Source organism: Amycolatopsis mediterranei (assembly GCF_026017845.1).
Lineage (GTDB): Bacteria > Actinomycetota > Actinomycetes > Mycobacteriales > Pseudonocardiaceae > Amycolatopsis > Amycolatopsis mediterranei.
The window spans coordinates 2,283,477-2,306,146 of sequence record NZ_CP100416.1; the positions used below are offsets into that span (position 1 = coordinate 2,283,477).

General features: G+C 72.7%; 23 protein-coding genes. 10 read left to right on the plus strand and 13 right to left on the minus strand.

Annotated elements, in window-relative coordinates:
• Positions 1 to 18: 18 nt before the first annotated feature.
• Positions 19 to 876 carry a type I methionyl aminopeptidase gene (gene map, locus ISP_RS10900; protein ID WP_013223934.1) on the plus strand — a complete coding sequence of 286 codons (858 nt, stop codon included), beginning with the start codon at positions 19 to 21 and terminating at the stop codon, positions 874 to 876.
• Positions 877 to 880: 4 nt separating this feature from the next.
• Here the strand turns inward: map and ISP_RS10905 are convergent, their stop codons facing one another.
• The 5 genes from ISP_RS10905 to ISP_RS10925 all read right to left on the minus strand — a co-directional run bounded on the left by ISP_RS10905 (position 881) and on the right by ISP_RS10925 (position 4,826).
• Complete coding sequence (locus ISP_RS10905) at positions 881 to 1,684, minus strand: ABC transporter permease (protein WP_014466752.1); 804 nt, start codon at positions 1,682 to 1,684, stop codon at positions 881 to 883.
• Positions 1,684 to 2,649 (minus strand): daunorubicin resistance protein DrrA family ABC transporter ATP-binding protein, encoded by a 966-nt coding sequence (locus tag ISP_RS10910; RefSeq protein WP_013223936.1) that lies wholly within the window; start codon positions 2,647 to 2,649, stop codon positions 1,684 to 1,686. The genes ISP_RS10905 and ISP_RS10910 overlap by 1 nt, the downstream gene beginning before the upstream one ends.
• Positions 2,650 to 2,674: 25 nt before the next feature.
• Positions 2,675 to 3,517, minus strand: a complete 843-nt coding sequence (locus ISP_RS10915) for a DUF4097 family beta strand repeat-containing protein (protein WP_013223937.1) — start codon at positions 3,515 to 3,517, stop codon at positions 2,675 to 2,677.
• A gap of 55 nt (positions 3,518 to 3,572) precedes the next feature.
• Entirely contained in the window at positions 3,573 to 4,061 is a 489-nt protein-coding gene (locus ISP_RS10920) for a hypothetical protein (RefSeq protein WP_013223938.1), read from the minus strand.
• Positions 4,062 to 4,142: 81 nt separating this feature from the next.
• A complete protein-coding gene (locus tag ISP_RS10925) occupies positions 4,143 to 4,826 on the minus strand; it encodes a FadR/GntR family transcriptional regulator (protein WP_013223939.1) in 684 nt (227 codons plus the stop codon).
• 48 nt (positions 4,827 to 4,874) lie between these two features.
• On the opposite strand from ISP_RS10925, the gene ISP_RS10930 reads away from it, so the two are divergent.
• On the plus strand, positions 4,875 to 6,092 hold the full coding sequence (locus ISP_RS10930) for a CynX/NimT family MFS transporter (RefSeq protein WP_013223940.1): 1,218 nt from the start codon (positions 4,875 to 4,877) through the stop codon (positions 6,090 to 6,092).
• 19 nt (positions 6,093 to 6,111) lie between these two features.
• On the opposite strand, the gene ISP_RS10935 is transcribed toward ISP_RS10930, so the two are convergent.
• Positions 6,112 to 7,506: a mycothione reductase gene (locus ISP_RS10935; RefSeq protein ID WP_013223941.1), complete on the minus strand. Its 1,395-nt coding sequence runs from the start codon at positions 7,504 to 7,506 to the stop codon at positions 6,112 to 6,114.
• Between the two features lie 96 nt (positions 7,507 to 7,602).
• On the minus strand, positions 7,603 to 8,286 hold the full coding sequence (locus ISP_RS10940) for a M15 family metallopeptidase (protein WP_013223942.1): 684 nt from the start codon (positions 8,284 to 8,286) through the stop codon (positions 7,603 to 7,605).
• A 342-nt stretch (positions 8,287 to 8,628) separates the two neighbouring features.
• On the opposite strand from ISP_RS10940, the gene ISP_RS10945 reads away from it, so the two are divergent.
• The gene (locus tag ISP_RS10945) at positions 8,629 to 9,453 is read left to right on the plus strand and encodes a S1 family peptidase (protein ID WP_013223943.1); all 825 of its coding nucleotides are present in this window, start codon (positions 8,629 to 8,631) and stop codon (positions 9,451 to 9,453) included.
• A 17-nt stretch (positions 9,454 to 9,470) separates the two neighbouring features.
• Positions 9,471 to 9,902: a GNAT family N-acetyltransferase gene (locus ISP_RS10950; protein WP_013223944.1), complete on the plus strand. Its 432-nt coding sequence runs from the start codon at positions 9,471 to 9,473 to the stop codon at positions 9,900 to 9,902.
• A gap of 165 nt (positions 9,903 to 10,067) precedes the next feature.
• On the opposite strand, the gene ISP_RS10955 is transcribed toward ISP_RS10950, so the two are convergent.
• From ISP_RS10955 to ISP_RS10965, 3 genes are all read right to left on the minus strand, one after another.
• Positions 10,068 to 11,243: an 8-amino-7-oxononanoate synthase gene (locus tag ISP_RS10955; RefSeq protein WP_013223945.1), complete on the minus strand. Its 1,176-nt coding sequence runs from the start codon at positions 11,241 to 11,243 to the stop codon at positions 10,068 to 10,070.
• A gap of 99 nt (positions 11,244 to 11,342) precedes the next feature.
• Positions 11,343 to 12,947: a DEAD/DEAH box helicase gene (locus ISP_RS10960; RefSeq protein ID WP_013223946.1), complete on the minus strand. Its 1,605-nt coding sequence runs from the start codon at positions 12,945 to 12,947 to the stop codon at positions 11,343 to 11,345.
• A gap of 323 nt (positions 12,948 to 13,270) precedes the next feature.
• A complete protein-coding gene (locus tag ISP_RS10965; RefSeq protein ID WP_013223947.1) occupies positions 13,271 to 14,230 on the minus strand; it encodes a serine protein kinase RIO in 960 nt (319 codons plus the stop codon).
• Between the two features lie 283 nt (positions 14,231 to 14,513).
• On the opposite strand from ISP_RS10965, the gene ISP_RS10970 reads away from it, so the two are divergent.
• The 4 genes from ISP_RS10970 to ISP_RS10985 all read left to right on the plus strand — a co-directional run bounded on the left by ISP_RS10970 (position 14,514) and on the right by ISP_RS10985 (position 18,296).
• Positions 14,514 to 16,052, plus strand: a complete 1,539-nt coding sequence (locus ISP_RS10970; protein WP_013223948.1) for a phytoene desaturase family protein — start codon at positions 14,514 to 14,516, stop codon at positions 16,050 to 16,052.
• A 172-nt stretch (positions 16,053 to 16,224) separates the two neighbouring features.
• Entirely contained in the window at positions 16,225 to 16,491 is a 267-nt protein-coding gene (locus tag ISP_RS10975) for a hypothetical protein (RefSeq protein WP_013223949.1), read from the plus strand.
• A 132-nt stretch (positions 16,492 to 16,623) separates the two neighbouring features.
• Positions 16,624 to 17,397 carry a hypothetical protein gene (locus ISP_RS10980; protein WP_013223950.1) on the plus strand — a complete coding sequence of 258 codons (774 nt, stop codon included), beginning with the start codon at positions 16,624 to 16,626 and terminating at the stop codon, positions 17,395 to 17,397.
• Positions 17,394 to 18,296, plus strand: a complete 903-nt coding sequence (locus ISP_RS10985) for an ATP-grasp domain-containing protein (protein ID WP_013223951.1) — start codon at positions 17,394 to 17,396, stop codon at positions 18,294 to 18,296. The genes ISP_RS10980 and ISP_RS10985 overlap by 4 nt, the downstream gene beginning before the upstream one ends.
• Here the strand turns inward: ISP_RS10985 and ISP_RS10990 are convergent.
• Positions 18,286 to 19,179, minus strand: coding sequence for an MBL fold metallo-hydrolase (locus ISP_RS10990; RefSeq protein ID WP_013223952.1), 894 nt, complete (start codon positions 19,177 to 19,179; stop codon positions 18,286 to 18,288). The genes ISP_RS10985 and ISP_RS10990 overlap by 11 nt on opposite strands.
• Positions 19,180 to 19,261: 82 nt before the next feature.
• On the opposite strand from ISP_RS10990, the gene ISP_RS10995 reads away from it, so the two are divergent.
• Positions 19,262 to 20,110 carry a LysR family transcriptional regulator gene (locus tag ISP_RS10995; RefSeq protein WP_013223953.1) on the plus strand — a complete coding sequence of 283 codons (849 nt, stop codon included), beginning with the start codon at positions 19,262 to 19,264 and terminating at the stop codon, positions 20,108 to 20,110.
• A 3-nt stretch (positions 20,111 to 20,113) separates the two neighbouring features.
• Here ISP_RS10995 and ISP_RS11000 read toward each other — a convergent pair whose 3' ends face one another.
• Entirely contained in the window at positions 20,114 to 20,668 is a 555-nt protein-coding gene (locus tag ISP_RS11000; protein ID WP_230468756.1) for a suppressor of fused domain protein, read from the minus strand.
• An 83-nt stretch (positions 20,669 to 20,751) separates the two neighbouring features.
• On the opposite strand from ISP_RS11000, the gene ISP_RS11005 reads away from it, so the two are divergent.
• Positions 20,752 to 21,858 carry an NAD(P)/FAD-dependent oxidoreductase gene (locus ISP_RS11005; protein ID WP_034284240.1) on the plus strand — a complete coding sequence of 369 codons (1,107 nt, stop codon included), beginning with the start codon at positions 20,752 to 20,754 and terminating at the stop codon, positions 21,856 to 21,858.
• Here ISP_RS11005 and yaaA read toward each other — a convergent pair.
• The gene (gene yaaA / locus ISP_RS11010) at positions 21,845 to 22,591 is read right to left on the minus strand and encodes a peroxide stress protein YaaA (RefSeq protein ID WP_013223956.1); all 747 of its coding nucleotides are present in this window, start codon (positions 22,589 to 22,591) and stop codon (positions 21,845 to 21,847) included. The two genes, ISP_RS11005 and yaaA, sit on opposite strands and share 14 nt — an antisense overlap.
• Positions 22,592 to 22,670 lie beyond the last annotated feature (79 nt).

Consider the following 22,670-nt stretch of genomic DNA (forward strand, 5'->3'; position numbering starts at 1 on the left):
CCGTCGTAAGGTGGAGGCATGTCCGTTCGTGCCGCGCTCGTTCCCGGCGTCCAGACGCCGCGCCGTGACGTCCCCAGTTCCATCGCCCGTCCCGAGTACGTGGACAAGCCGGCGCCGAAGCGGGACACCGGCAGCGGCGTGCGCACGCCCGAGGTGATCGAGGCGATGCGGGTCGCGAGCCGCATCGCGGCCCAGGCGCTGGAGGAGGGCGGCAAGGCCGTCAAGCCGGGCGCCACCACGGACGACATCGACAAGGTGGTGCACGAGTTCCTGCTCGACCACCACGCCTACCCCTCGACGCTGGGCTACCGCCGCTTCCCGAAGTCGTGCTGCACCTCGCTCAACGAGGTGATCTGCCACGGCATCCCGGACTCGACGGTGATCGAGGACGGCGACATCTGCAACATCGACGTCACCGCCTACATCGGCGGCGTCCACGGCGACACGAACGCGACCTTCCTGGCCGGCGACGTCTCCGAGGAGGCCCGTCTGCTGGTGGAGCGCACCCGCGAGGCGACGATGCGGGCGATCAAGGCGGTCCGCCCGGGCCGGCAGCTCAACGTGATCGGCCGGGTCATCGAGGCCTACGCCAAGCGCTTCGGCTACGGCGTGGTCCGCGACTTCACCGGCCACGGCGTCGGCCCGGCGTTCCACACGCCCCCGACGGTCCTGCACTACGAAGAGCCCTCCGTCGACACGATCATCGAGGAGGGCATGACCTTCACGATCGAGCCGATGATCACCCTGGGCACCATCGACTACGACATCTGGCCCGACGACTGGACCGTCACCACGAAGGACAAGAAGTGGACGGCCCAGTTCGAGCACACCCTCGTGGTGACGGCCGACGGCAGCGAGATCCTCACGCTGCCCTGAGTCGTCAGCTGCTGGTCGCCTTCTGGTAGCAGCGCACCGAAAGCGGCACGAAGACCACCAGCAGCACCGCGATCCACAGCACCGATGCCAGGAGCGCGTGCTGCATCGGCCAGACGTCGCGCGGCGGGAGGGCCGCGCTCGTGTTGCCGAACAGCTCCCGCGCCGCCTGGGTGACCGCCGAGACCGGGTTCCAGTCCGCGATCACGCGCAGCGGGCCCGGCAGGCGTCCGCTGTCGACGAACGTGTTGGCCAGGAACGTCAGCGGGAAGACGACCACCATCGAGACGTTGTTGAACACCTCGGGCTTGCGCACGGCCAGGCCGAGCGCGCCCATCACCCACGACAGCGCGTAGGAGAACGCCAGCAGCAGGACGATCCCGCCCAGCGCCTCGAGCACGCCGGTGTGGATGCGCCAGCCGACCAGCAGGCCGACCAGGCCCATGATGAGCAGGCTCGCCGTGCTGAGGATGAGGTCGGCGGTGGTGCGCCCGATCAGCACCGCGGCCGGGGACATGGGCAGCGAGCGGAACCGGTCGATGATGCCCTTCTGCAGGTCGTCGGTCAGCCCGTAGCCGGTGACGATGCCGCCCATCGCCACCGCCAGGGTGAAGATGCCCGGCAGCATGAACTCGCGGTAGGACAGGCCGGGGATGTCGATCACGCTGCCGAACACATATCCGAAGAGCAGCACGAACATCACCGGCGTGAACACGAGGGACCCGAGCAGGTCCAGCGACCGGAAGATCTTGATCGAGTTGCGCTTGGCGACCGTCACGCCGTCGGTCACGGCCATCTGCACCGCGTTCATCACACGGCCTCCTTCGCGAGTTCGGTGGGCTCGGCCGTTTCGCGGCCGGTCAGGGTGAGGAAAACGTCGTCGAGGGTGGGGCGGCGGACGCCGACGTCACGGACGTCGACGCCGTCGAGAGCCAGCAGCGCCAGCGCTTCGGTAAGCGCTTTCGCGCCGTGGGACACGGGCACGGTGAGCCGGAAGCCCTCGGCCTGCGGCTCGCCGCTGGCCAGCCGGGCCAGCGCCCGCTGCGCGACGGCGACGTCGTCGTGCGTGCCGACGGTCAGCTCGATCCGCTCCCCGCCGACGAGGTCCTTGAGCTCGTCGGCCGTGCCGCGGGCGATCACGCGCCCGTGGTCGACGACGGCGATGCTGTCGGCCAGCCGGTCGGCCTCCTCCAGGTACTGCGTGGTCAGCAGCAGCGTGGTGCCGCCCGCGACCAGCTCGGTGATGACGTCCCACAGCTCGGTGCGGGCCCGCGGGTCGAGCCCGGTGGTGGGCTCGTCGAGGAACAGCACCGGCGGGTTGGCCACCAGCGCGCCGGCCAGGTCGAGGCGGCGTCGCATGCCGCCGGAGTAGCCCTTGACCGGGCGGTCGGCGGCGTCGGCCAGGCTGAACCGGGCCAGCAGCTCCCGGCCGCGGGCCTTGGCCCGCTTGGTGCCCAGGTGGTAGAGCCTGCCGACCATCTCGAGGTTCTCGGCCCCGGTCAGTTCCTGGTCGACGGCGGCGTACTGGCCCGAGGCGCCGATGTGCGAACGCAGCTCGTGCGCGTCCTGCACGACGTCGAAGCCGGCGACCGTGGCCCGGCCCGCGTCCGGCTTCTGCAGCGTCGTGAGGATCTGGACGGTGGTGGTCTTCCCGGCGCCGTTCGGCCCGAGCACGCCGAGCACCGTGCCTTCGGGCACCGACAAGCTCATCCCGTCGAGCGCGGTGATCTTCCCGTACTTCTTGACCAGTCCTTCGGCCACGATGGCGTCTGTCATCGATCTTCCCCTTCGCGTGGAGTCTTCAGGCCCGGCGGATGACGATGTCGCCGGTGTAGGTGTGGGCTTTGACCTCGACCGTGTCGCTGGTCCCGCCCGGTCCTTCGGACGGCGTGAGCGAGTTGCGCACCGAGCCGGTCAGGGAGTTGAGCTCGAGCCACGCGGCGCTGCCTTCGCGGATGCCGACCTCGATCTCGCCGACGGCCGTGTCGAGGACGACCCGGTCGCGCATGACCTCGCCGAGCCGGATGTCGCCGGCGGCGGTCTTCGCGTTGACGCCGGCGTGGGCGACGTCGACCAGGATGTCGCCGTTGGCCGTGCTGACGCGCAGGTCGCCGGTCACTTCGCCGACGCGGGTCTCGCCGTTGGAGTTCTTCAGCACCGCGGTGCCGTCGATCTGGCGGATCCGCAGCTCGCCGGAGCCGGTGCCGATCTCGGCGTGCCCGGTGGCCCGGTCGACGAAGACGTCGCCGGTCGCGGTGTTCGCTTCGAGCCGCGAGGTCTCGTCGAGGTGGATGTTGCCCACGGACGTCTTGACCCGGCTGTCGCCGAGGCGGCCGGTGACGTGGTAATCGCCCATCGCGGAGGTCGCCTTGAGGCGGGAGCCGGCCGGTAGCTCGACCGTGACGTGCAGTGCGCCGCCCTTGCCCCACAGTTTGGTGGTGTACTTCGGGCCCTTGACCAGCAGCTCGCCGTCGGCGAACTCGACGCGGGTCTTGGCAGCGGCCTTGACGTCCTCGGTGTCGCCGGGATCGGCCGGCCGGACCTCGACGGTGGTTTCGGGGTGGTCGCCGGCGACGATCCGGATGTCGGCCACGCTGACGTCGAGCGTGGCCGTGATCGGCTCGGGGGTGGCGAAAACTGGCATGGCTGCGCCCTCCTGGGGTGCGGTGAGAGTGTTTGTGCTGGTCAGAGCGGACGGGTCAGTGAACCCAGCCGGTGTACTTCTCGCCGTAGGCGGACCGGCGGTGCGTGGGCCGGCTCGCGTCCGCGCCGAGTGCGGTGTTCGCGGCCCGGACGAGCCAGGCGTTGATGGACAGCCGGTCGCGGCTCGCGGCCTCCTCGACCCGCTGCTTCAGCTGGTCGGGGAGCCGCAGGTTGATCCGGGAGACGGCGCCGTCGTCGGCCTCGGGCGGCGGCGGGACCTCCGCCGGCGCCGGTTCGGGCGCCGTGGGCAGGGAAACCGCGAACTCCGGTTCGCGGCGGCGAAGGCGTACTTCGACGGAGCCGGGAGCGAGGTCGCGGGTGATTTCGTCGGCCGCGGCCGACAGCGCGTCGAGCAGGGTGAGCCGGATGGCGGACTCCAGCGGGGAGGCCAGCCGTCCGGCCAGGGTGACAGCGTCCTCGCCGGCCGCCTCGGCGGCGACCGCGAACTCGCGGCGGAGGCTGTCCACGAAGGGCGTCAGGTCCATGGCACTACGGTGGCACCGCGGTGGTGCCACGACAACCCTGAAATGGCACCCTTAGGGGTCATTGATCGATAAATCCGCAGGTCACGCGCGTTCGATGCGCTCCAGGAGCTCGTCGAGGAACCCGCAGGCCTCGGCGGCGGCGCGGTCCGGATTCCGGTCGGCGATGGCCCGGGCGAGTCCTTCGTGGCCGATCTCCGGCGAGTGGTCCGCGCCCGGCGCGATGCCGGCCGTCGTGGCGATGCTGGCCGCGATGACCTCCGTCAGCCCGCGGTAGAGCTCGGTCAGCAGCCGGTTGTGGCCGGCGCCGACGACCGCGCAGTGGAACTCGGCGTCCGTGCGGGCGAAGTCCTGCCAGCGTCCTTCGCGCAGCTCGACCTCGCGGCGGCCGAGCAGCGACCACAGCGCGGCGACCTCTTCCTCGGTCCGCTCGACGGCGGCCAGCCGCGCGCCTTCGACCTCGAGGGTGCGCCGGACCTGCAGGACTTCCCGCAGTTCCGAGCCGCAGAGCCGCCGGATCGCGCCGGAGACCTCGCTCGTGGCGCGGACGTAGGTGCCGTCGCCCTGCCGGACCTCCAGGAGCCCGGTGTGCGCGAGCGCGCGGACGGCTTCGCGGACGGTGTTGCGCCCGACGCCGAGCTGCCCGACGAGCTCGGCCTCGGTGGGGATGCGTTCGCCGATCGGCCATTCGCCCTGCGTGACCGCGGTCCGCAGCTGGTCGATGACCTGGTCGACGAGGCCTGCTCGGCGCGTGGTGGCCAGAGGCACAGGATTATCCCTTCATCCAATCATCCTACGTATGCGATAGTAGCGGGCATGCCCGTCGAACACCGTGAACCCGAACTGGCCGGCGCCGTCGAGGTCCGGACCCCCGGCGTGATCGCCGCCGGGGTGCTGCTCGCGGTCGCGGTGGTCCTCACCGCCCTCAACCTGCGTCCGGCCATCACCGGCGTCGGGCCGATGCTCGCCGAAATGCGCTCCGACCTGGGCGCTTCCGTCGTCTGGGCCGGGGTGCTCACGACGTTGCCGACGCTCTGCTTCGCCGGAGCGGGGCTGGCCGCGCCGCTGCTCGCGCGCCGGGCCGGGATCGGCGCCGCCATCGCGGTGGCGCTGGCCGCTCTCGCCGGCGGGCTGGTGCTGCGCGTGCTCGACGGACCGGCCGTGGTGCTCGGCGGGACGCTGGTCGCCACCGCCGGGATCGCCCTGATCAACGTGCTCATCCCGGTCGTCATCAAGGACTCCTTCCCGGCTCGCATCGGCCTGCTGACCGGCGTCTACACCGCCGCGCTGCAGGGCGGCGGCGCCCTCGGGTCGGCGGTGACGCCCCGGCTCGGCGACGCCCTCGGCGGCTGGCGCCCGGCGCTGGGCGGCTGGGCGGTGCTGGCCGTCGTCGCCCTGCTGGCCTGGATCCTCGCAGCCCGCGGCACCGGGCGGGCACCGCGGCCCGCCGACGGCGCCGAGGGCGGCCGCTCGCTGCTGCGCAACCGGCTGGCCTGGATCGTCACGGCCTTCTTCGGCCTGCAGGCGTTCTACGCCTACGCGGCGATGGGCTGGTTCCCGCAGGTGCTGATGGACGCGGGCGTCCGGCGCGACGACGCCGGGCTGTTGTTCGGCCTCGTTTCGCTGATCGCCGTGCCGATCAGCCTCTTCGTGGCGCCGATGGCGGCGCGGCAGCGCGGGCAGAGCCGGTGGATCGTCGGGCTGGGTCTGTTCGGCGTCGCCGGGACCGCCGGGCTGATGCTCGCGCCGTCGTGGTCGCCGCTGCTCTGGAGCATCCTCGTCGGGCTCGGGATGAGCACGTTCTCGCTGGCCTTGACCGTGATCGCGTTGCGCGCGCGGACCGGCGCGGACACCGCCCGGCTGTCCGGGATGGCGCAGGGCTTCGGCTACCTGTTCGCCGCGCTCGGGCCGTTCCTCTTCGGCCTGCTGCACGACCTCGCGGGCGGCTGGACCGTGCCGCTGGCCATGCTGCTCGGCCTGCTCGCCGTCCAGCTGACCTTCGGCGCCCTCGCCGGCCGCCACCGCTTCGTCTGAGTCCGACTCTGACCCCGGGTCAGTCCAGGGGCAGGTTGAGCAGCGCGTTCTCGATCAGCTCCGGCATCGCCGGGTGGATCCAGTACTGGCCGCGGGCCATGCTCCGCGCGTCGAGGCCGAAGCTCATCGCCTGGATGAGCGGCTGGATCACCGACGACGCCTGCGGGCCGATGATGTGCGCGCCGAGCAGCTGCCCGGTCGCCGGGTCGGCCAGAAGCTTCGCGAAGCCCGTGGTGTCCTCCATCGCCCAGCCGTAGGCGATCCCGGCGTAGTCCTGCTTCGAGACCACATAGGACACCCCGAGGTCGCGGGCCTTCCGCTCGGTGAGGCCGACCGAGGCCACCTGCGGGTGGGTGAAGACGGCGTGCGGCACGAACCGGTGGTCGGCGGTGATCCGCGCGTCCGGGTGCAGGAGGTTGTGCTGCACCACGCGGGCTTCGTGGTTCGCGACGTGCTTGAGCTCGTGCGGCGACGAGAGGTCGCCGAGCGCGTAGATGCCCTCGACCGCGGTCTGCTGGTAGGCGTCGACCACGACGTGCCCACTGTCCATTGTGGTCACTCCGGTGGCGGCGACGTCGAGGAGGTCGGAGTTCGGCTTCCGGCCGGTGGCGATCAGCAGCACGCCGCCCTCGACGGTCTCGGCGCCCTGCGGTCCTTCGAGGTCCAGCGCGACGCCGTGCTCGGTCTTGCGTGCCCGCACGGTCTTGCGGTCGAGGCGGACGTCGAACCGCTGGGCGGCCAGTTCGGTGAAGCGGGCGCTGACGTCCTCGTCCTCGGAGCGCAGCAGCCGCCCGGAACGGTTGACCAGGGTGACCTGGACGCCGAAGGAGGCGAAGACGTGCGCGAATTCGGCCGCGATGTACCCGCCGCCCAGGATGACGATCCGCTCGGGCAGCTCATCGAGCCGCATGACGGTGTCGGAGGTGTGGTAGCCGACGCCGTCCAGGCCCGGGATGTCCGGGATGACCGGACGGCCGCCCGCGGCGAGCACGAACCGGTCGGCGGTCAGCACCTCGTCGGGGCGTCCGTCGGCGAAGCCGACCCGCAGCTCCTTGTGCCCGGTGAAGCGGCCCGTGCCCTCGTAGACGTCGACGTTCGCGTTGTCCTCGTGGCTGCGGCGGTACTCCGCGCCGCCCGCGGCGATCGGGTCGATCCGGCCGAAGACGCGGTCGCGGATGTCGCGCCAGCGCACGCCCTTCAGCTCTTCGTCGACGCCGTACTTGGCGCTGTGCGAAGGCGTGTACGCGACGTCGGCGGCGTACACGAACATCTTCGTGGGGATGCAGCCGACGTTGAGGCAGGTGCCGCCGAAGGTGCCCTTCTCCACGATCGCCGTCTTCTTGCCGGCGAAGTCCGGGCCGAGGATGGAGTTCCCCGATCCCGTCCCGACGATCACCAGGTCGTAGTGGGGCACTGCATCCTCCGCGGGGTCGGCACCGATCGATTCACCCTAGTCAACCGGCTCCGGGGAGCTGGTGTTCCGGGTTGTGCTTGACGTCGTATTACGTGGTCAGTGGCCGGTGGCGGTGAAGTGCATCCGGTCGATCGGGCTGTGCCAGTTCCCGCCCCAGCTCCACCCGATCGCCGCGAACGCGCGCACGGTCGCGTCGCCGGCCTGGACCATGCCGGGCCGCCGGCGCGAGCGGTCGACGTAGGCCGAGGCGAGCTCGGGCAGCACGAGATCGCCCTGGGTGTAGGGGTTGCAGAACGGGTTGACGTCCACGGCGAGGCCGTAGGCGTGCGCCGACCACGTCGTCTGCCCGCGGGCCGGGCGGCAGACGAACGCGCTGGTCGAGTTGCCGTCCCCGGTCGGCGGCGCGGTGAGCTCGGCCGGGCCGGTCACGCGCAGCTCTTCGAGCGGGAAGTGCGCGGCGAACAGCTGCCCGAAGACCTTCGTGATGCCGGCCGCGCCGGTGGCGTTCACCAGCATTTCGCCGGTGTGCGCGCGGCCGTCGAAGCCCCAGAAGGACATCGTCAGGTAGCGCAGGTCGGCCGCCTTGACGGGGCACGCGGGTTGCCAGGTGCTGCGCGCGAGGACGTCCGCGGGCACGGCGCTGATCGTCGACGCGTACGCGTTCCCGGAAGGTGGGGGAAGCACGTCTTTTGTCGGAAGTGCCCGGTTCACCAGTTCGGGTGGCGTCGGTTCGACCTCGCCGAAGCCGTCGGTGCGGCGGGGGAGCGGCCGGGCGCCCACCTGCCAGGCGACGGCGGGTGTGCTCGACGCCGTCGCCGGCGGCGCCGCGGTGCTCGCCGCGCTCGTCGTCGACGCAGGTGCCGCCGGTGCGGGCGGCGGCGCTTCCGGCGAGCACGCGCTCAGGGTGAGGGCGAGTGCCGCCCCCGCCGCCGCTTTCCGCCACATCCGGCCAGCTTGGCAGAAGCGGTCCCCGGCGGAGACCACCCGTTCCAGTGACACCGTTTTGGGCCCCCTCGGCTTAGGGTATTGAGCGAACGTCGTTCACGCACCGGAGTCGTCCGGGTGCCGAGCGCTCCGCTCCGTGCTGCTCGAAAAAGCGCCGCGTCGAAAAGGGGAAGACCCATGTCCGTGAAGTCCCGCCGATCCCTGCTGTTCGCCAGCGGCGCGCTCCTCGCGGTCGCCGCGGTCGCCGTCCCGGTCGTGGTGGGCACGGCGGCGGCGGACCCGGGCGCCGCCGGGTCCGGGAACCAGGCGCGGATCGTCGGCGGCAACCAGGCTTCCCTGGCCGACCACCCGTACGCGGTGTACTTGACCGACGCGGGCGGAAACCAGTTCTGCGGCGCGGTGATCGTCAGCTCCACTTCGGTCGCGACGGCGGCGCACTGCGCCAAGGCGGTGGCGAAGCAGGACATCCGCGTGGTGGCCGGCCGCGAGGACAAGCGCACGAGCGAGGGCCAGGTCCTGGGCGTCTCCAAGGTCTGGGTCGGCCAGGGCTACACCGACCCGACGCAGGGGGCCGACGTCGCGGTGCTGACCGTGCGCGGCCAGTTCGACTACCGGCCCGCGAAGCTGCCCGACAGCGGGGATGCGGGGCTGTACGCCAAGGGCACCCAGGCGACCGTGCTCGGCTGGGGCCGCATCGCCGACGGCGGCGCCCGCTCCGACTACCTGCGCAGTGGCGAGGTCCCGGTGGTCTCCGACAGCGAATGCCACTCCGCCTACACGGTCTACGACCAGAAGACCATGGTGTGCGCGGGCTACGCCGAGGGCGGCGTCGACGCCTGCCAGGGCGACTCCGGCGGCCCGCTCGTGGTGGGCGACACGCTGATCGGCATCGTGTCCTTCGGCGACGGCTGCGCGAAGGCGGGCAAGCCGGGCGTCTACACGCGCGTCTCCACGTACGCCAAGGACATCGAGGCCCAGGCCAAGCCCCGCCTCCTCGGCTGAGCGTGCTAAGCAGGGGTATGCCGACCCTGCACGACGCGACCGGTCCCGAGCTGACCGCCGCCCAGCTGCACGACATCCTCCGCCTGCGCGTCGACGTGTTCGTCGTGGAGCAGAAGGCCGCGTACCCGGAGCTCGACGGCCGCGACCTGCGCCCGGACACCCGCCACCTGTGGTTCGAGGACGACGGCGCGGTACTGGCGTACCTGCGGGTCCTGCTCGACCCGGGCGGCATCCGCCGCATCGGCCGCGTGGTCACGGCGGCCCCCGCCCGCGGCGCCGGCCTGGCCGGCCGCCTGATGGACGCGGCCCTGACGATCCCGGGCGAGTACGTCCTCGACGCCCAAACGTACGTCCAAGGCTTCTACGCCCGCTACGGCTTCGTCCCGGAAGGCCCGGAATACACCGACGACGACGGAATCCCCCACATCAAAATGCGCCGCCGCCCGTGATGCCCGCCCGATCACGCATGATGCCCCGCCAATCACGCGAGATACCCGCCCAATCACGCGAACCGACCGAGCAGGTACGCGTGTCGTCCATCCAGGTACGCGTGTCGTCCGCTCAGGTACGCGTGTCGTCCGTCTGGGTACGCGAACCGACCCTTCCGGTACGGCTCAGGCGATCGCGCCCCGCGGGGCCGTCGCGGTGATGACCTTCACCGCGCGGTCCACATCGGACTCCGTGAGGTCGGCTCGTGCGGTCAGCCGCAGCCGCGAGATCCCGTCCGGCACGGACGGCGGCCGGAAGCACCCGACGCGGATGCCCTGCTCGGCGCACGCCGCGGCCCACGCCACCGCCGTCTCCGCGGACGGCGCCTGAACCGAAATCACGGCGGCGTCCGGCACGCTCGCCTTCAGCCCGGCCGCCTTCAACGACATCGCCAGGTTGCCCGCGTTCTCGAGCACCTTCCCCGCCAGCCCCGGCTCTTCCTTCAGCGCGTGCAACGCCGACAACGCGGCCGCGACGCTCGCCGGCGCCAACGCGGTGTCGAAGATGAAGCTGCGCGCCGTATCGATGAGGTGCTTGATCACCCGGCGCGGCCCCACCACCGCACCACCCTGGGCGCCGAGGGACTTCGACAGCGTCAACGTCGTGACGACGTCGGGCGCGCCCGACAGCCCGGCCGCGTGGACCGCGCCGCGGCCGCCTTCGCCCAGGACGCCGAAGCCGTGCGCGTCGTCCACCAGCAGCGCCGCGCCGTGGGACCGGCAGATCCCGGCCAGCTCGTCGAGCGGGGCGAGGTCGCCGTCGACCGAGAACACCGAGTCCGTCACCACCAGCGCCCGCGGCTTGCGGCGGGTCGCCAGCGCGTGCTTGATCGCCGACGGCGTCGAATGCGCGACCGCGGCGACGTCGGCCCGCGACAGCCGGCAGCCCTCGATCAGCGACGCGTGGATGTACTTGTCGGTGACGATCGCGGACTCGGACCCGGACAGTGCCGTGACCGCGCCGAGGTTCGCGGCGAAGCCGGAGGAGAACACGAGCGCCGCCTGCGCGCCGCAGAACCGGGCGAGCTCCAGCTCCAGCTCGGTGTGCAGCTCGGTCGATCCGGTGACCAGCCGGGACCCGGTCGACCCGGCACCCCAGCGCAGCGCGGCGGCCGCGGACGCTCCGGCGACGCGCTTGTCGCGGGCCAGCCCGAGGTAGTCGTTGCCCGCCAGGTCCAGCTCGTCGGCCCGCGCGGGACGCGGTCGCAGCTGCCGCACCAGTCCCGCGCTCGCCCGCTTCTCCGCTTCGACGTCGAGCCAGTCGAAAACCTCGTCGGGCGGGGGCGTCGGCGGCGTAGTCACGTCCCGCAGTCTCCCACCCGGGCCTCGAAGCTCCGCCAAGCGGCCCCGGAAACGCCGGAAGCCCCGGACCGCGAGGTCCGGGGCTTCCGAAGGAAAGGATCAGCTGTCGTAGCCGCGACGCGGGCCACGGCTCGGACGGCCGTAGCCACCGCCGTTGCCCGAGCGGGGCTGACGGCTGCGGCCGCCGAAGCCGCCGGGACGGCCTTCGCGGTCGCCGCCGCGGTAACCACCACGGTCGCCGCCGCGCTCGCCACCGCGGTCACGGTCGCCGCCGGTGTGGCTGCGCTCGCCACCACGGCTGTAGCCGCCGCCGCGCTCGCCGCCACGGTTCGCGCCGCCGCCGAAGCCGCGGTCGCCGCGGTAACCGCCACCGCCGCCGCGACGCGGGCTCTCGCGCCGCCGCTCGATGACGGGCTCGCCGCTGGGCTCCTTGGCGCCGGTGATGCGGGTCAGCTCGGCGTCGCCCGGGCGGACCGTGGTCGACTCGGCGCGCACGCCGGCGCGGTCGGTCAGCCGGCGGACCATCCGGCGCTGGTCGTGCGTGGCCACCGTGACGACGACGCCGGACGCCCCGGCGCGCGCCGTGCGGCCCGCGCGGTGCAGGTAGTCCTTGTGGTCGGCCGCCGGATCGACGTGCAGCACCAGCGAGATGTCGTCGACGTGGATGCCGCGCGCGGCGACGTCCGTGGCGACCAGCACCGGGGTGTGGCCTTCCTTGAAGTCGGCGAGGACGCGGTTGCGCTGCCCCTGCGTCTTGCCGCCGTGCAGCGCCGCCGCGTTGACGCCCTGCTCGCGCAGCCGCTCGGCCAGGCGGTCGACGTGGTGCTTGGTGCGCACGAACATGATCGTGCGGCCGTCGCGGGCGCCGATCTGGGTGATGACGTCCTGCTTGTCCTGGTGCGAGACCTGGAGCACGTGGTGGTCCATGGTCGTCACGCTCGCGGTCGACGGCGCGACCGAGTGCGTGACCGGGTCGCTCAGGTACTGCTTGACCAGGCGGTTGACGTCACCGTCGAGGGTCGCGGAGAACAGCAGCCGCTGACCACCCTGCGGGGTGAGGTCCATGATCTCGCGGACCTGCGGCATGAAGCCCATGTCCGCCATCTGGTCGGCCTCGTCGAGGGCGATGAAGTTGCAGTCGCCCAGGTGGGCGGTGCCCTGGCGGACGTGGTCCGACAGCCGGCCGGGGGTGGCGATGAGCAGGTCGACACCGCGGGAGAGGGCGTCCGCCTGGCGGGCGAAGGCCATGCCGCCGACGGCCGTGCGGCACCACAGGCCGAGCGACTTGGCCAGCGGGGTCAGCGAGTCGGCGACCTGCATGGCCAGCTCGCGGGTCGGGACCAGGATCAGCGCGCGGGGGCGCTTCGGGCGGGCCTTGCCGTCGGCGAGCCGGGCCAGCATGGCCAGGCCGAAGGCGAGGGTCTTGCCGGAGCCGGTCTGGGCGCGGCCCAGCACGTCCCGGCCGGCCAGCGCGTCCGGGATGGTCGCGGACTGGATCGGGAAGGGGCTGTTGATGCCCGCCTCGCTGAGCGCGCGGAGCAGCGGCTCCGGCAGGCCCAGCTCGGCGAAGGTCTTGGTGGCCACGAGCTCGACCGCGTCGTCGCGCAGCATGTCGCCGCCGGCCGGGCGGGTGCGCGGCTTGCGGTCGGGACGGCCCGCGTGCGCGGACGTCGAGGAAGGGCCGGAGTTGAACGTGACGGTCACAAATGCCTCTCGGACGTGGTTCGTCGCAAGGGAGGCCCGGGCAGCCCGCGCGCAGGCAGGGCAAGATGGTGTGCGATGGGCGTTCACAGGGACGGACCCGGCACACCGTGTCATCGCTTGCCGACACTGCGCGCCGCTTGGGTTACGGATCACCGCGAGCCATTCGGTGGCTCTGGAGGCGACGGACACCAACTCATCCACGCCGCCGGTTGCGGTCTGTACTTACTGTACCCGAACCGGAGCCAGGACTACTCATCGAGGTCACCGGTTGTGGGCGGCGTCGCAGTCGTGGTCTGCACCACGGCCGCGACGCCGCCCCGGAATTACGCCAGCCCGGCGGCGGAAACGAGCTCCACCAGCAGTTCTTCGGTTCTCGTCACCTGCTCGCCCAGTCCCCGGCCGTGGAACCAGCCGGCCAGGTTGCGCACGTCCCGCGCCAGGAATTCGACGCCGCCGGGGTTGGCCACGACGTCGACGACCTGGGGCAGGTCGATCACCACCACCCGGCCCCGGTGCACCAGCAGGTTGTACGCCGAGAGGTCGCCGTGCGCGAGCCCCTCGGAGGCGAGCAGCTCGAGCGCGGCGGTGGCCTGGAACCACAGGTCCGTCAGTTCGTCCGGGTCCGGGCGGAGCTGGGCCAGCCGGGGCGCGGCGGTGCCGTCGTCCTCGCCGAGGAACTCGAGCAGCAGTTCGGTGCCCTCGCGCTGCACCGGGTAGGGCACCGGCGCACCGAGCGTCCACAGGCGACTCAGCGCGGCGAACTCCGCCACCGCCCACTGTTCGGCGATGAGGTTGCGGCCGAACGCGCTGCGGTGCGCCATCGCCCGGTTTTCCCGGGACCGGCGCATCCGCCGCCCTTCCAGGTAGCCCGCGTCGCGGTGGAACAGCTTGTGTTCGTCGCTGCGGTAGCGCTTCGCCGCGAGCAGCGTGCCCGGCGTACCGGGCAACCCGCGCCGCAGGAGGTGGACGTCGGCCTCCTTGCCGGTCTTGAGGACGCCGAGATCGGTGTCGACCGCGGCGAGCTCGGTGACGACCCAGTCCGGCCGGGGGAGCGGGCCGTGCTCGGCGTCGTCCCAGGTGGACCAGCGGTCGGCCCCGTCGGGCAGCCGGTTTTCGGTGTAGGCGTCGTCGCGCAGTTTCGTGAGGCGGACGCGTTCGGCTTCGGTCAGCCGGCCGCCGCGGGTGGGTTCGGGTTCGCCGGACCGCCCGCGCCGCCGCGACCGCACCTGGCGGGTGGGCTGGTCGTCGGACAGGTCGAAGTCTTCGAAGTCGTGCTGGCGCACTGGTGGGTTTCTCCTTGTTCAGGGATGCCCCACCGGGCGCGTGATCAGCCTCGGGGGGCGGGTGGGTGAGGGCGCGAAAGGGCCCGGACAGTCATCACGACAGGCACCTCCCGTTCTCAGCCACCGGCTCCCTGCCGGTTGCGCCCAGGATGCCGGAGCGATCCGGCGCCACGCAACCGGATTTCGCCGAGGGCCGCGAAAGGAGTATTTGTGACATTTCCTTGAATTCGGCCCCGCGGCGTGGTCACGATGAAAGGGCAGGCCGAACTAGGAGGGGCGGCGGATGAACAGCTACGACGTGGTGATTGTCGGCGGCGGGCACAACGGCCTGGTGGCGGCCGCGTACCTGGCGCGGGCGGGCCGGTCGGTGCTCGTGCTCGAACGGCGGGAGGAGACCGGTGGCGCCGCCGTCTCGTTCCGCACGTTCGAGGGCGTGGACGTCCGGCTTTCGCGCTACTCGTACCTGGTCAGCCTGCTGCCGAAGAAGATCGTGGCCGACCTCGGCCTCGACGTGGAGCTGCGACGGCGCCGGATGTCGTCCTACACCCCGTCGGGCGGCTCCGGTCTCCTTGTCGACAACGACGACGCCGTCCGGACGGCGTCGTCGTTCCGGGCGGTCACCGGGTCCACATCGGACTTCTCGGCCTGGCAGCGGTTCTACGAGCTGACCGAGCGTGTCGCCGGGCGCGCGTTCGGAACGCTCACCGAACCACTTCTGTCCGAAGTGGACTTCCGCGAACGCGTCGGCGACGCCGAGGCGTGGTCCTTGCTGTTCGAACGGCCGATCGGCGAAGCGCTCACGTCGTGGTTCGGCCACGACACGGTGCGCGGCGTGGTGCTCACCGACGCGCTGATCGGCACGTTCGCCCCGGCGGACGGCGAGGACCTGCGGCAGAACCGGTGCCTGCTCTACCACGTGATCGGCAACGGCACCGGCGACTGGGACGTCCCGGTCGGCGGCATGGGCGCGGTCACCCACTCGCTCGCGGCTTCGGCATCCGCGGCGGGCGCGCGCCTGATCACCGGTGCGGAAGTGCTCTCGGTCGACCCGGACGGCGAGGTGCGCTACCGGCGTGACGACACCGAGTTCGCCGTCCGGGGCGGGCACGTCCTGGCGAACGTCGCGCCGGCGACGCTCGCGCGGCTGCTGGGCGAGGAACCGGCGGAGCGCCCGGAAGGCGCGCAGCTGAAGGTGAACATGGTGCTGACGCGGCTGCCGAGGCTGCGTGACCCCGACGTCGATCCGGCCGAGGCGTTCGGGGGCACCTTCCACGTCAACGAGACCTTCACACAGCTGGAGGCGGCGTACCGCGAGGCGGCGGCGGGCGGGATCCCCACGCTCCCGCCCTGCGAAATCTATTGCCACTCGTTGACGGATCCCTCGATCCTCGGCCCGGCCGAACGCTCGGCAGGCACGCACACCCTCACCCTGTTCGGCCTGCACATGCCGGCCCGCCTCTTCGCGGGGCGCAACGAAGAGGCTCGCGAAACGGCGTTGCGCGCGACGCTGGCTTCGCTGAACAGCGTGCTGGCCGAGCCGATCGAGGACTGCCTGCTGACCGCGCCGGACGGCAGGCCCTGTGTGGAGGCGAAGACCCCGCTGGACCTGGAAGCCGAGCTGGGGCTTCCGGCGGGGCACATCTTCCACCGGGACCTGTCGTGGCCGTACGCGGAGGATCCGGCCCGTGCGGGCAGCTGGGGCGTCGAGACCGCCCACGAACGCATCCTGTTGTGCGGCGCGGGTGCCGCGAGGGGAGGTGGTGTCAGCGGCATCCCCGGCCACAACGCGGCAATGGCGGTGCTCGGCGTCCCCGGTACGTGACCGGAATCGGTGATCGTGAATTGCCCGCCCTCCATATCCGGTGAACAAGACACCGTTTCCGCCGAATCGGCGCTGCCCCATGCAGGTGCATCGCGCGGGGTGGCGTTGACACCCGGATCCGCCGGTGCTCCCATGAAAAGGCCAGCGGCGGTGGGGCGCGGGAGGGGTCACGATGGACGAACGAGCGGCATTCACGGATTTCCCGATCGAGATCAGAAGGCGCGCGGCGAGCTACCTCGGCGTGACTTCCCGGGCCGAAATTCCCGAAGTGTCACGGATCGGGTCCGAGGGCACCGAGAGTTCCGAAAACACCGAGAGTTCCGAAGGAAAGGAAGGCACCGAAGGGAGCGAGAGCACCGAGCGTTCCGAGATGACGGAAACCAGCGAAAACACCGAGACCAGCGAATCGGCGGAGCGGTATGCCGGCCGCTTCCGCTGAAGGTGACGGCGGGACCGTAGCGGCCGGCGAACCGTTCATCCCGGCCGAAGCGCGGCCTCCGGTGGTCGACGAGCTGGCGAGAGTCGCCTGGCAGGTCGCGGCGGCCCTCGAGGTCTGGGAAACCAGCGGGCGATGACGCTGCTGGTCATCGCCCCGGACGCGGACGAGACGGCGGCCCGGTTCGCCGGCTTCGCGGCCGGGCAAGGGATTCCGGCGGTCGTCGCGCACGGGTTCGGCCGGGTCGGCGTCTCGGTGCGGGCGACCCGGGAGCGGGTGTGCCGCGCGCGGCTGACGTTCGACGGTGCCGAGGTCGGCGGGATCCTCAACCGCGGGACCGGCGGCTGGGGTGACGAGCCGGACCCGGACCGCGCGTTCGCCGCGGCCGAGACCTGCGCGGCGTTCTGGTCGGCGGCGGCGTTGTGGCCGGGGCCGGTGGTCAACCGGCCGTCGGAACACGGCTTCCTCGCGCGCCTGGACCCGGTGGAACTCGCCGGCACCGGGGCCGTCGAGCCGCCGCGCACGGTGATCCTCAACGACGGTTCGGCGCCGGGACGGGAGGTGTACCGCATTCCCGAGTGGACAGTGGTGGATCCCGGCGCGCCGCGCAGCCGGTTCGACGTCGTCCAGATCGCCGACCCCGGCCGCGCGCGCCGGTTCGTCGTCGCCGGAGCCGGCGTCTTCGAGGTGGGTGGCGCCGGAGGACGGCTCGACCGGGAAACGGCGAACCGGGTGGCCCCGATCGTCGGCCGGCTCCGCGCGCGGGGCCCGGTGTTCGCCGACTTCCGGGCGGAACTGGGGGCCGGTGTCCCGCGGCTGGCCGACGTCTCGTGCTGGCCGGGGCACCAGCTGTTCCCGGACCTCGAGGACGAGGTCTACGCGGCACTGCTGGCCGGGCTCACCCCGTGATCCTCTGCCTCGGCGTCGCGGCCGACCCGACCTTCACGGCCGGGCTGCGGGCCCTGCGCCGGGCCGGGATCGCGTTCCGGCCGGTCGACCTGCCCTCGCTGGCGATGCGCGGCCGCATCCGGATTCCCCTGGAGTGCCCGGCCGACACCGTGGTGTCGCTGGACGGCGAGAGCCACCGGGCCGGGGACTTCGCCGCCGTCTGGTGCCGGCTCGTGGCGGTCGCTTCCGCCGCGCCCACCGACGAACTCGCGGCGGCCTCGGCGGGCCAGACCGAGGCGCTGGCGCGGATCCTCGAATTCGTGCCCGGCAAGGTGATGACCCCGCCGCTGCGCGAAGCCTCGGGATTCACCAAGCTGCTGCATTCGGTGGCCCTCGGCGAAGTCGGCGGCTGGCGCATTCCGGAAACCTGCCTCACCTCGGACCCGCAGGAGGCACAGGACTTCGTCCGCGGCTGCCGCGCCGGGGCGATCTTCAAGGGCGCCAGCGCGACGAAGACGTGGGCGACGGTCTTCGAACCGCACCACGAGTCCCGGCTGCCGCGGCTCGTTCACCTGCCGGTGCTGTTCCAGGAGCGGATCGTCGGGCCCGACGTGCGGGTCCACGTCGTGGGCGGCCGGTCGTTCGGCGAGCTGATCGACTCGCCGGTGCTCGACTACCGGACCGTCCGCGGGACCAACGACTACCGCCCGCTCGTCCCGCCCCCGGAAATCGCCGAAGGCTGTGCGCGGCTGACCGAGCACTGCGGCGTCCCCTTGCTGGGCGTCGACTTCAAGATCGACCGTGCCACCGACGAGTGGTTCTTCCTGGAGGCCAACTCGATGCCGTGCTTCGAGGGCTACGACGAGCGAGCCGGCGGCGCCATCTCGCGGGCGATCGTCGAGTGGCTCGTCACGCCGTGACGCCGTGTTCCGCGCAGAGGCACCCGATGCCCGGCTCGATCCACTCCCGGCCCGCCCACTCCGGGTGGCGCTCGACGAGCACCGCCCGGACCTCCGCGACGAGCTGGTCGGAGTCCATCGCCGAGTCCCGGCGCCGCCAGGTCTCGTCGCGCAGCTCGCGCAGGTAGTCGCGGACGTCGGTGAGCACCGGCAGGCCGCCGATGTCGCCGTGGCCGGGGACGACCACGCGAGGAGCCGCCGCCACCAGCCGGTCCAGGACGGCGAGCCAGCCGACGCCCGAGACGTCCGTGTCGTGCGGCGGGAACCACGGGAAGATGGCGAACTGCCCGGTCTCGGCCAGGTCGCCGGTGAACAGGACGCCGGCGTCCGGGACTTCGACGACCTGGTCGCCGGCGGTGTGACCGCGTCCGGTCGGGCGCAGCCGGACGATGCGGCCGCCGAGGTCGAGGTCCCGCGAGCCGTCGTGGACCTCGTCGGGCGCCGGCACGTGGACGCCGTCGAGGCGGCGGGCGATCGTCTCGCCCAGGCCGCGGAACATCGCCAGGTAGCCGGGGCCCCGGGTGGCGAGGTCCTCGGCCTGGCCGCGGTTGACCAGGTACGTGGCCTCGCCGGCGAAGACCTGCGCGCCGAACGCGTGCTCGGGGTGGAAGTGCGTCGTGGTCAGGTACAGGCGCCGGCCCTTCGCCACTTCGCGGGCGAAGGCGAGCACCTGCGCCGCGTTGGCGGTGCCGATGCCCGTGTCGACGACCAGGACGGCCTCGGTGCCGCCGACGACGCCGATGTTGGGCACCAGGTCGACGTGGTCGTTCGGGATCACCAGCAGGTCGGGGGCGATCTCCCGGGCGCCGGAGACGCGCACGGCGGGATCGGTCAGTTCGGTCATGCCCCGATTCCACCGCCGCCCGGGCACCGGCGTCCAAGACCGGTTCGGTGGTGCCGATACCGGGCGAATATCGTCGCCGGTCATGGAGCTGCGCACGCTGCGGTACTTCGTCGCGGTCGCCGAGGAACTCCACTTCGGCCGGGCCGCGGCGCGGCTGCACATGAGCCAGCCGCCGCTGAGCCGGGCGATCAAGCAGCTGGAGACCGACGTCGGGGCCGTCCTGCTGCTGCGGTCCGCCGCGGGCGTCACGCTCACCCCGGCCGGGACGGCGCTCCTGGCCGAGGCGCGGGCGCTGCTCGACCAGGCCGATCAGGCCCGCGTGCGCGTCGCCTCGGCGGCGGGCGCGCCGACCCTCACCGTCGGCATCCTCGGCGACGGCGCCGACCCGGCCGCGAACCGGCTCGCCGACGCGTACCGGCGGCAGCACCCGGACGTCGAGGTCCGCGTCCGCGACGCCGACCTCACCGATCCGACGTGCGGGCTGCGTGCCGGACTGGTCGACGTCGCGCTGACCCGCGGGCCCTTCGACGAGACCGGCCTGGCGGTGCACGTGCTGCGCGCCGACCCGGTGGGTGCGGTGCTGCGCGCCGACGACCCGCTGGCCGGACGTGCCCGCGTCACGCTCGCCGACCTGGCCGGACGGCGCTGGTTCCGGTTCCCCGACGGCACGGACCCGGTCTGGCAGGCCTACTGGCACGGCGGCGAACCCCGCGAAGGGCCGGTGGTGCGGGCCGTCCAGGAGTGCCTCCAGGCCGTGCTCTGGAACGGAACCGTCGGGCTGATGCCGCTCGGGCACCGGCCGCCGGGGGAGCTGGTCGTGGTGCCGCTGACCGGCCTGGCCCCGAACCCGGTGGTGGTCGCGTGGCAGGACGGCGACGCGAACCCGCTGATCCGCTCGTTCGCCCGGATCGCGGCGGCCGCCTACCGGTGAGGTTCAGACCACCGGGGGGCGGCGGACGTCGTAGAGGTCCCAGTCCAGCTGCCAGAACGCGTCGATGCCGTGCTCGCGGATGTACTTGCGCTCGGTGTCGTGCACGGGGTAGCAGCCCGCGATGCTGATCGGCGGGCCGCCGATGTCGATCAGCGTGTACTGGTGCGCGTCGAGGCCCGCCGGCGCCGAAATGGCGAACGCCGTCATCGAGGACTCGGGGGCGATCGGCTGGCCGAAGTCGATGGTGTCGCCGTAGACGAACGGGCACCGGCCGCGCAGCTGCTCGGCCAGGTAGCCGATGGCCAGCGCCCAGGTCGGGTCGTCGGACCGGACGCTGATCCACAGCTCCGGCCGCACGCCGTGCCAGTCGGGGTGGTCGGCCAGGGAAAGGCCGTAGGTCGCGCCGGTCAGGTAGCGCGGTTCGGGCTCGTCGGCGTAGACGAACGCGATGACGTCGTCGAGCCCGGGCTGCGTCGAGGGGATGGGCTGCAGCCGGGGCGCGGCGGACCCCGTCAGGGTGTCGAGATGGGCGAAATACCGCTCGGCACGGCTCGGCATGGCGCGCAGCATACGACCGGCCGGGCATCGCCGTGGGTTATCCCGTTGGCCCGGGCGCGGCAAAATCGGGCAGGGTGGGGACCATGCGAGTGCTCGTGATCGGCAGCGGAATCGGCGGCGCGGCGACGGCCTGGCACCTCGGCCGCCTCGGCGCGGAAGTGATCTTGGCGGACGCGGCGCGCCCGGGGACGGCGACCGAAGCCGGCGCCGGCATCGTCAGTCCCTGGACGTCGCGCTGGAACGACGCGCTGTACCCGCTCGCGGCGGCCGCCGGCCGGTACTACCGGGAGTTCACCGCGGAGCTCGAAGGTTCGTCGTTCGAGGTGGTCGGCGGCATGGTGGTGTCGGCCGACGACGCGGAGCTGGCGCAAGCGCACGAGCGCCTGACGTCGCGGGCGGCGGACGCCCCCGAGATCGGCGAGGTCCGGCGCCTCGACCCGGCGCAGGCGCGCGAGCTGTTCCCGGCGCTGGCGCCCGGGCTGGCCGCCGTGCACCTGGCGGGCGCCGGCCGCGTCGACGGGCATCAGCTGCGCCGCGCCCTGCTGGCGGCCGTCGAGCGCCGGGGCGCGAAGTTCGTCGAAGGCGAGGTCGCCTTCCGTGGCGACGGCACGGTGGCGAGCCCGGAGGGCCCGATCGAGGCGGACAGCGTCGTGGTGGCGGCCGGTGCGTGGAGCCGGGAACTACTGGCGCCGCTGGGGATCGACCTGCCGGTGACGCCGCACCGCGGCCAGATCAGCCACTTCGACCTGCCGGGCACGGACACCGCCGCGTGGCCGGTGGTCCTGCCCGGCAGCAGCCACTACCTGCTGGCGTTCGGCGGCGGCCGGGTGGTGGCGGGCGCGACGCGCGAGGCGGAGGCGGGCTTCGACTACCGCGTCACGGCGGCCGGGCAGCACGAGGTGCTGGAGAACGCGCTGGCCGTGGCGCCGGGGCTCGCGGACGCGACCCTCGCGGAGACCCGGGTCGGCTTCCGCCCGGGCACGCCGGACGGGCTCCCGGTGCTGGGCCTGCTCCGCCCGGGCCTGGTGGTGTCGACGGGCTTCGGTGCGGGCGGGCTGACGAACGCACCGTTCGCGGGAAAGCTGGTGGCGGCGGTGGCGGTGGGCGAGGACCCCGGCTTCGACTTGAGCCCGTTCGCCCCCGAGCGGTTTCGAGGGCCGTCGCCCGAAGCGGCCGTCAGCCCTCGGTGACCAGCTCCAGCGCGTGCTCGCCGGTGCGCTCGACCACCAGCCCGGCCTTGGCGATCACCTTCACCAGCTGGTCCACAGTGGACGGATCGGCGCGGGTGGCCGCCAGCACGTGGGCCAGGCGGCCCTTGTACGCCTTGTTGAAGTGGCTCACCGTCACGCGCTCGCCGCGGGCGTTCTCCGTCACCACGCGGACCGTGACCGCGTCCGGACGCAGCTTCGCGAACGCCGAGTACGTCCCCGAGCGCAGGTCCACCACCAGGCCCTCGACCTCGCGCAGCACCGGCTCGAGGACCGGCTTCCACAGGCCCCGGACGGTGCCCAGCGCCGGCAGCGAGTTGCCGCCCGAGAGGCGGTACGCCGGGATCGGGTCGGTGGCCGACACCACGCCGAACAGCGACGACGTCACCGCCAGCCGCCGGTGCGCCTTCTCCAGCCCCGCCTTCGTGAAGCTCTTCACGTCCAGTGCGTCGTACAGCACGCCGGTGTAGCGGCGCAGCGCCGGCATCGTCGGGGACGTCCACAGCTGCGCGTTGCGCGCCACCTCGCCCGCCTGCCGCTCGGTGAGGCCCAGGGCCGCGATGCTGGCCGGGACGTCGGCGGCCAGCTCGGCCAGCGCGTCGGCGAGCTTCGCGCGCGTCGGGTTCAGCTCGGGGAACGACAGCGCGCCGAGGTCGAGCGGGCCGCCGCGGCCGCCGTCGGCCTTGGTCTCGGAAGGGGGGAGGAGCACCAGCACGCCCCGAGCGTACTTTGCCGATCGCGCCGGCCCGGCCGGCCGCCACGGCGGACCCGGGTGCCGGGTGAGCGGCCCGGCC

Coding starts and splice junctions, on each gene's coding strand:
- map (WP_013223934.1), top strand. CDS start 19: ATGTCCGTTCGTGCCGCGCTCGTTCCCGGCGTCCAGACGCCGCGCCGT.
- ISP_RS10905 (WP_014466752.1), bottom strand. CDS start 1,684: ATGAACGCGGTGCAGATGGCCGTGACCGACGGCGTGACGGTCGCCAAG.
- ISP_RS10910 (WP_013223936.1), bottom strand. CDS start 2,649: ATGACAGACGCCATCGTGGCCGAAGGACTGGTCAAGAAGTACGGGAAG.
- ISP_RS10915 (WP_013223937.1), bottom strand. CDS start 3,517: ATGCCAGTTTTCGCCACCCCCGAGCCGATCACGGCCACGCTCGACGTC.
- ISP_RS10920 (WP_013223938.1), bottom strand. CDS start 4,061: ATGGACCTGACGCCCTTCGTGGACAGCCTCCGCCGCGAGTTCGCGGTC.
- ISP_RS10930 (WP_013223940.1), top strand. CDS start 4,875: ATGCCCGTCGAACACCGTGAACCCGAACTGGCCGGCGCCGTCGAGGTC.
- ISP_RS10945 (WP_013223943.1), top strand. CDS start 8,629: ATGTCCGTGAAGTCCCGCCGATCCCTGCTGTTCGCCAGCGGCGCGCTC.
- ISP_RS10950 (WP_013223944.1), top strand. CDS start 9,471: ATGCCGACCCTGCACGACGCGACCGGTCCCGAGCTGACCGCCGCCCAG.
- ISP_RS10970 (WP_013223948.1), top strand. CDS start 14,514: ATGAACAGCTACGACGTGGTGATTGTCGGCGGCGGGCACAACGGCCTG.
- ISP_RS10975 (WP_013223949.1), top strand. CDS start 16,225: ATGGACGAACGAGCGGCATTCACGGATTTCCCGATCGAGATCAGAAGG.
- ISP_RS10980 (WP_013223950.1), top strand. CDS start 16,624: ATGACGCTGCTGGTCATCGCCCCGGACGCGGACGAGACGGCGGCCCGG.
- ISP_RS10990 (WP_013223952.1), bottom strand. CDS start 19,179: ATGACCGAACTGACCGATCCCGCCGTGCGCGTCTCCGGCGCCCGGGAG.
- ISP_RS10995 (WP_013223953.1), top strand. CDS start 19,262: ATGGAGCTGCGCACGCTGCGGTACTTCGTCGCGGTCGCCGAGGAACTC.
- ISP_RS11000 (WP_230468756.1), bottom strand. CDS start 20,668: ATGCCGAGCCGTGCCGAGCGGTATTTCGCCCATCTCGACACCCTGACG.
- ISP_RS11005 (WP_034284240.1), top strand. CDS start 20,752: ATGCGAGTGCTCGTGATCGGCAGCGGAATCGGCGGCGCGGCGACGGCC.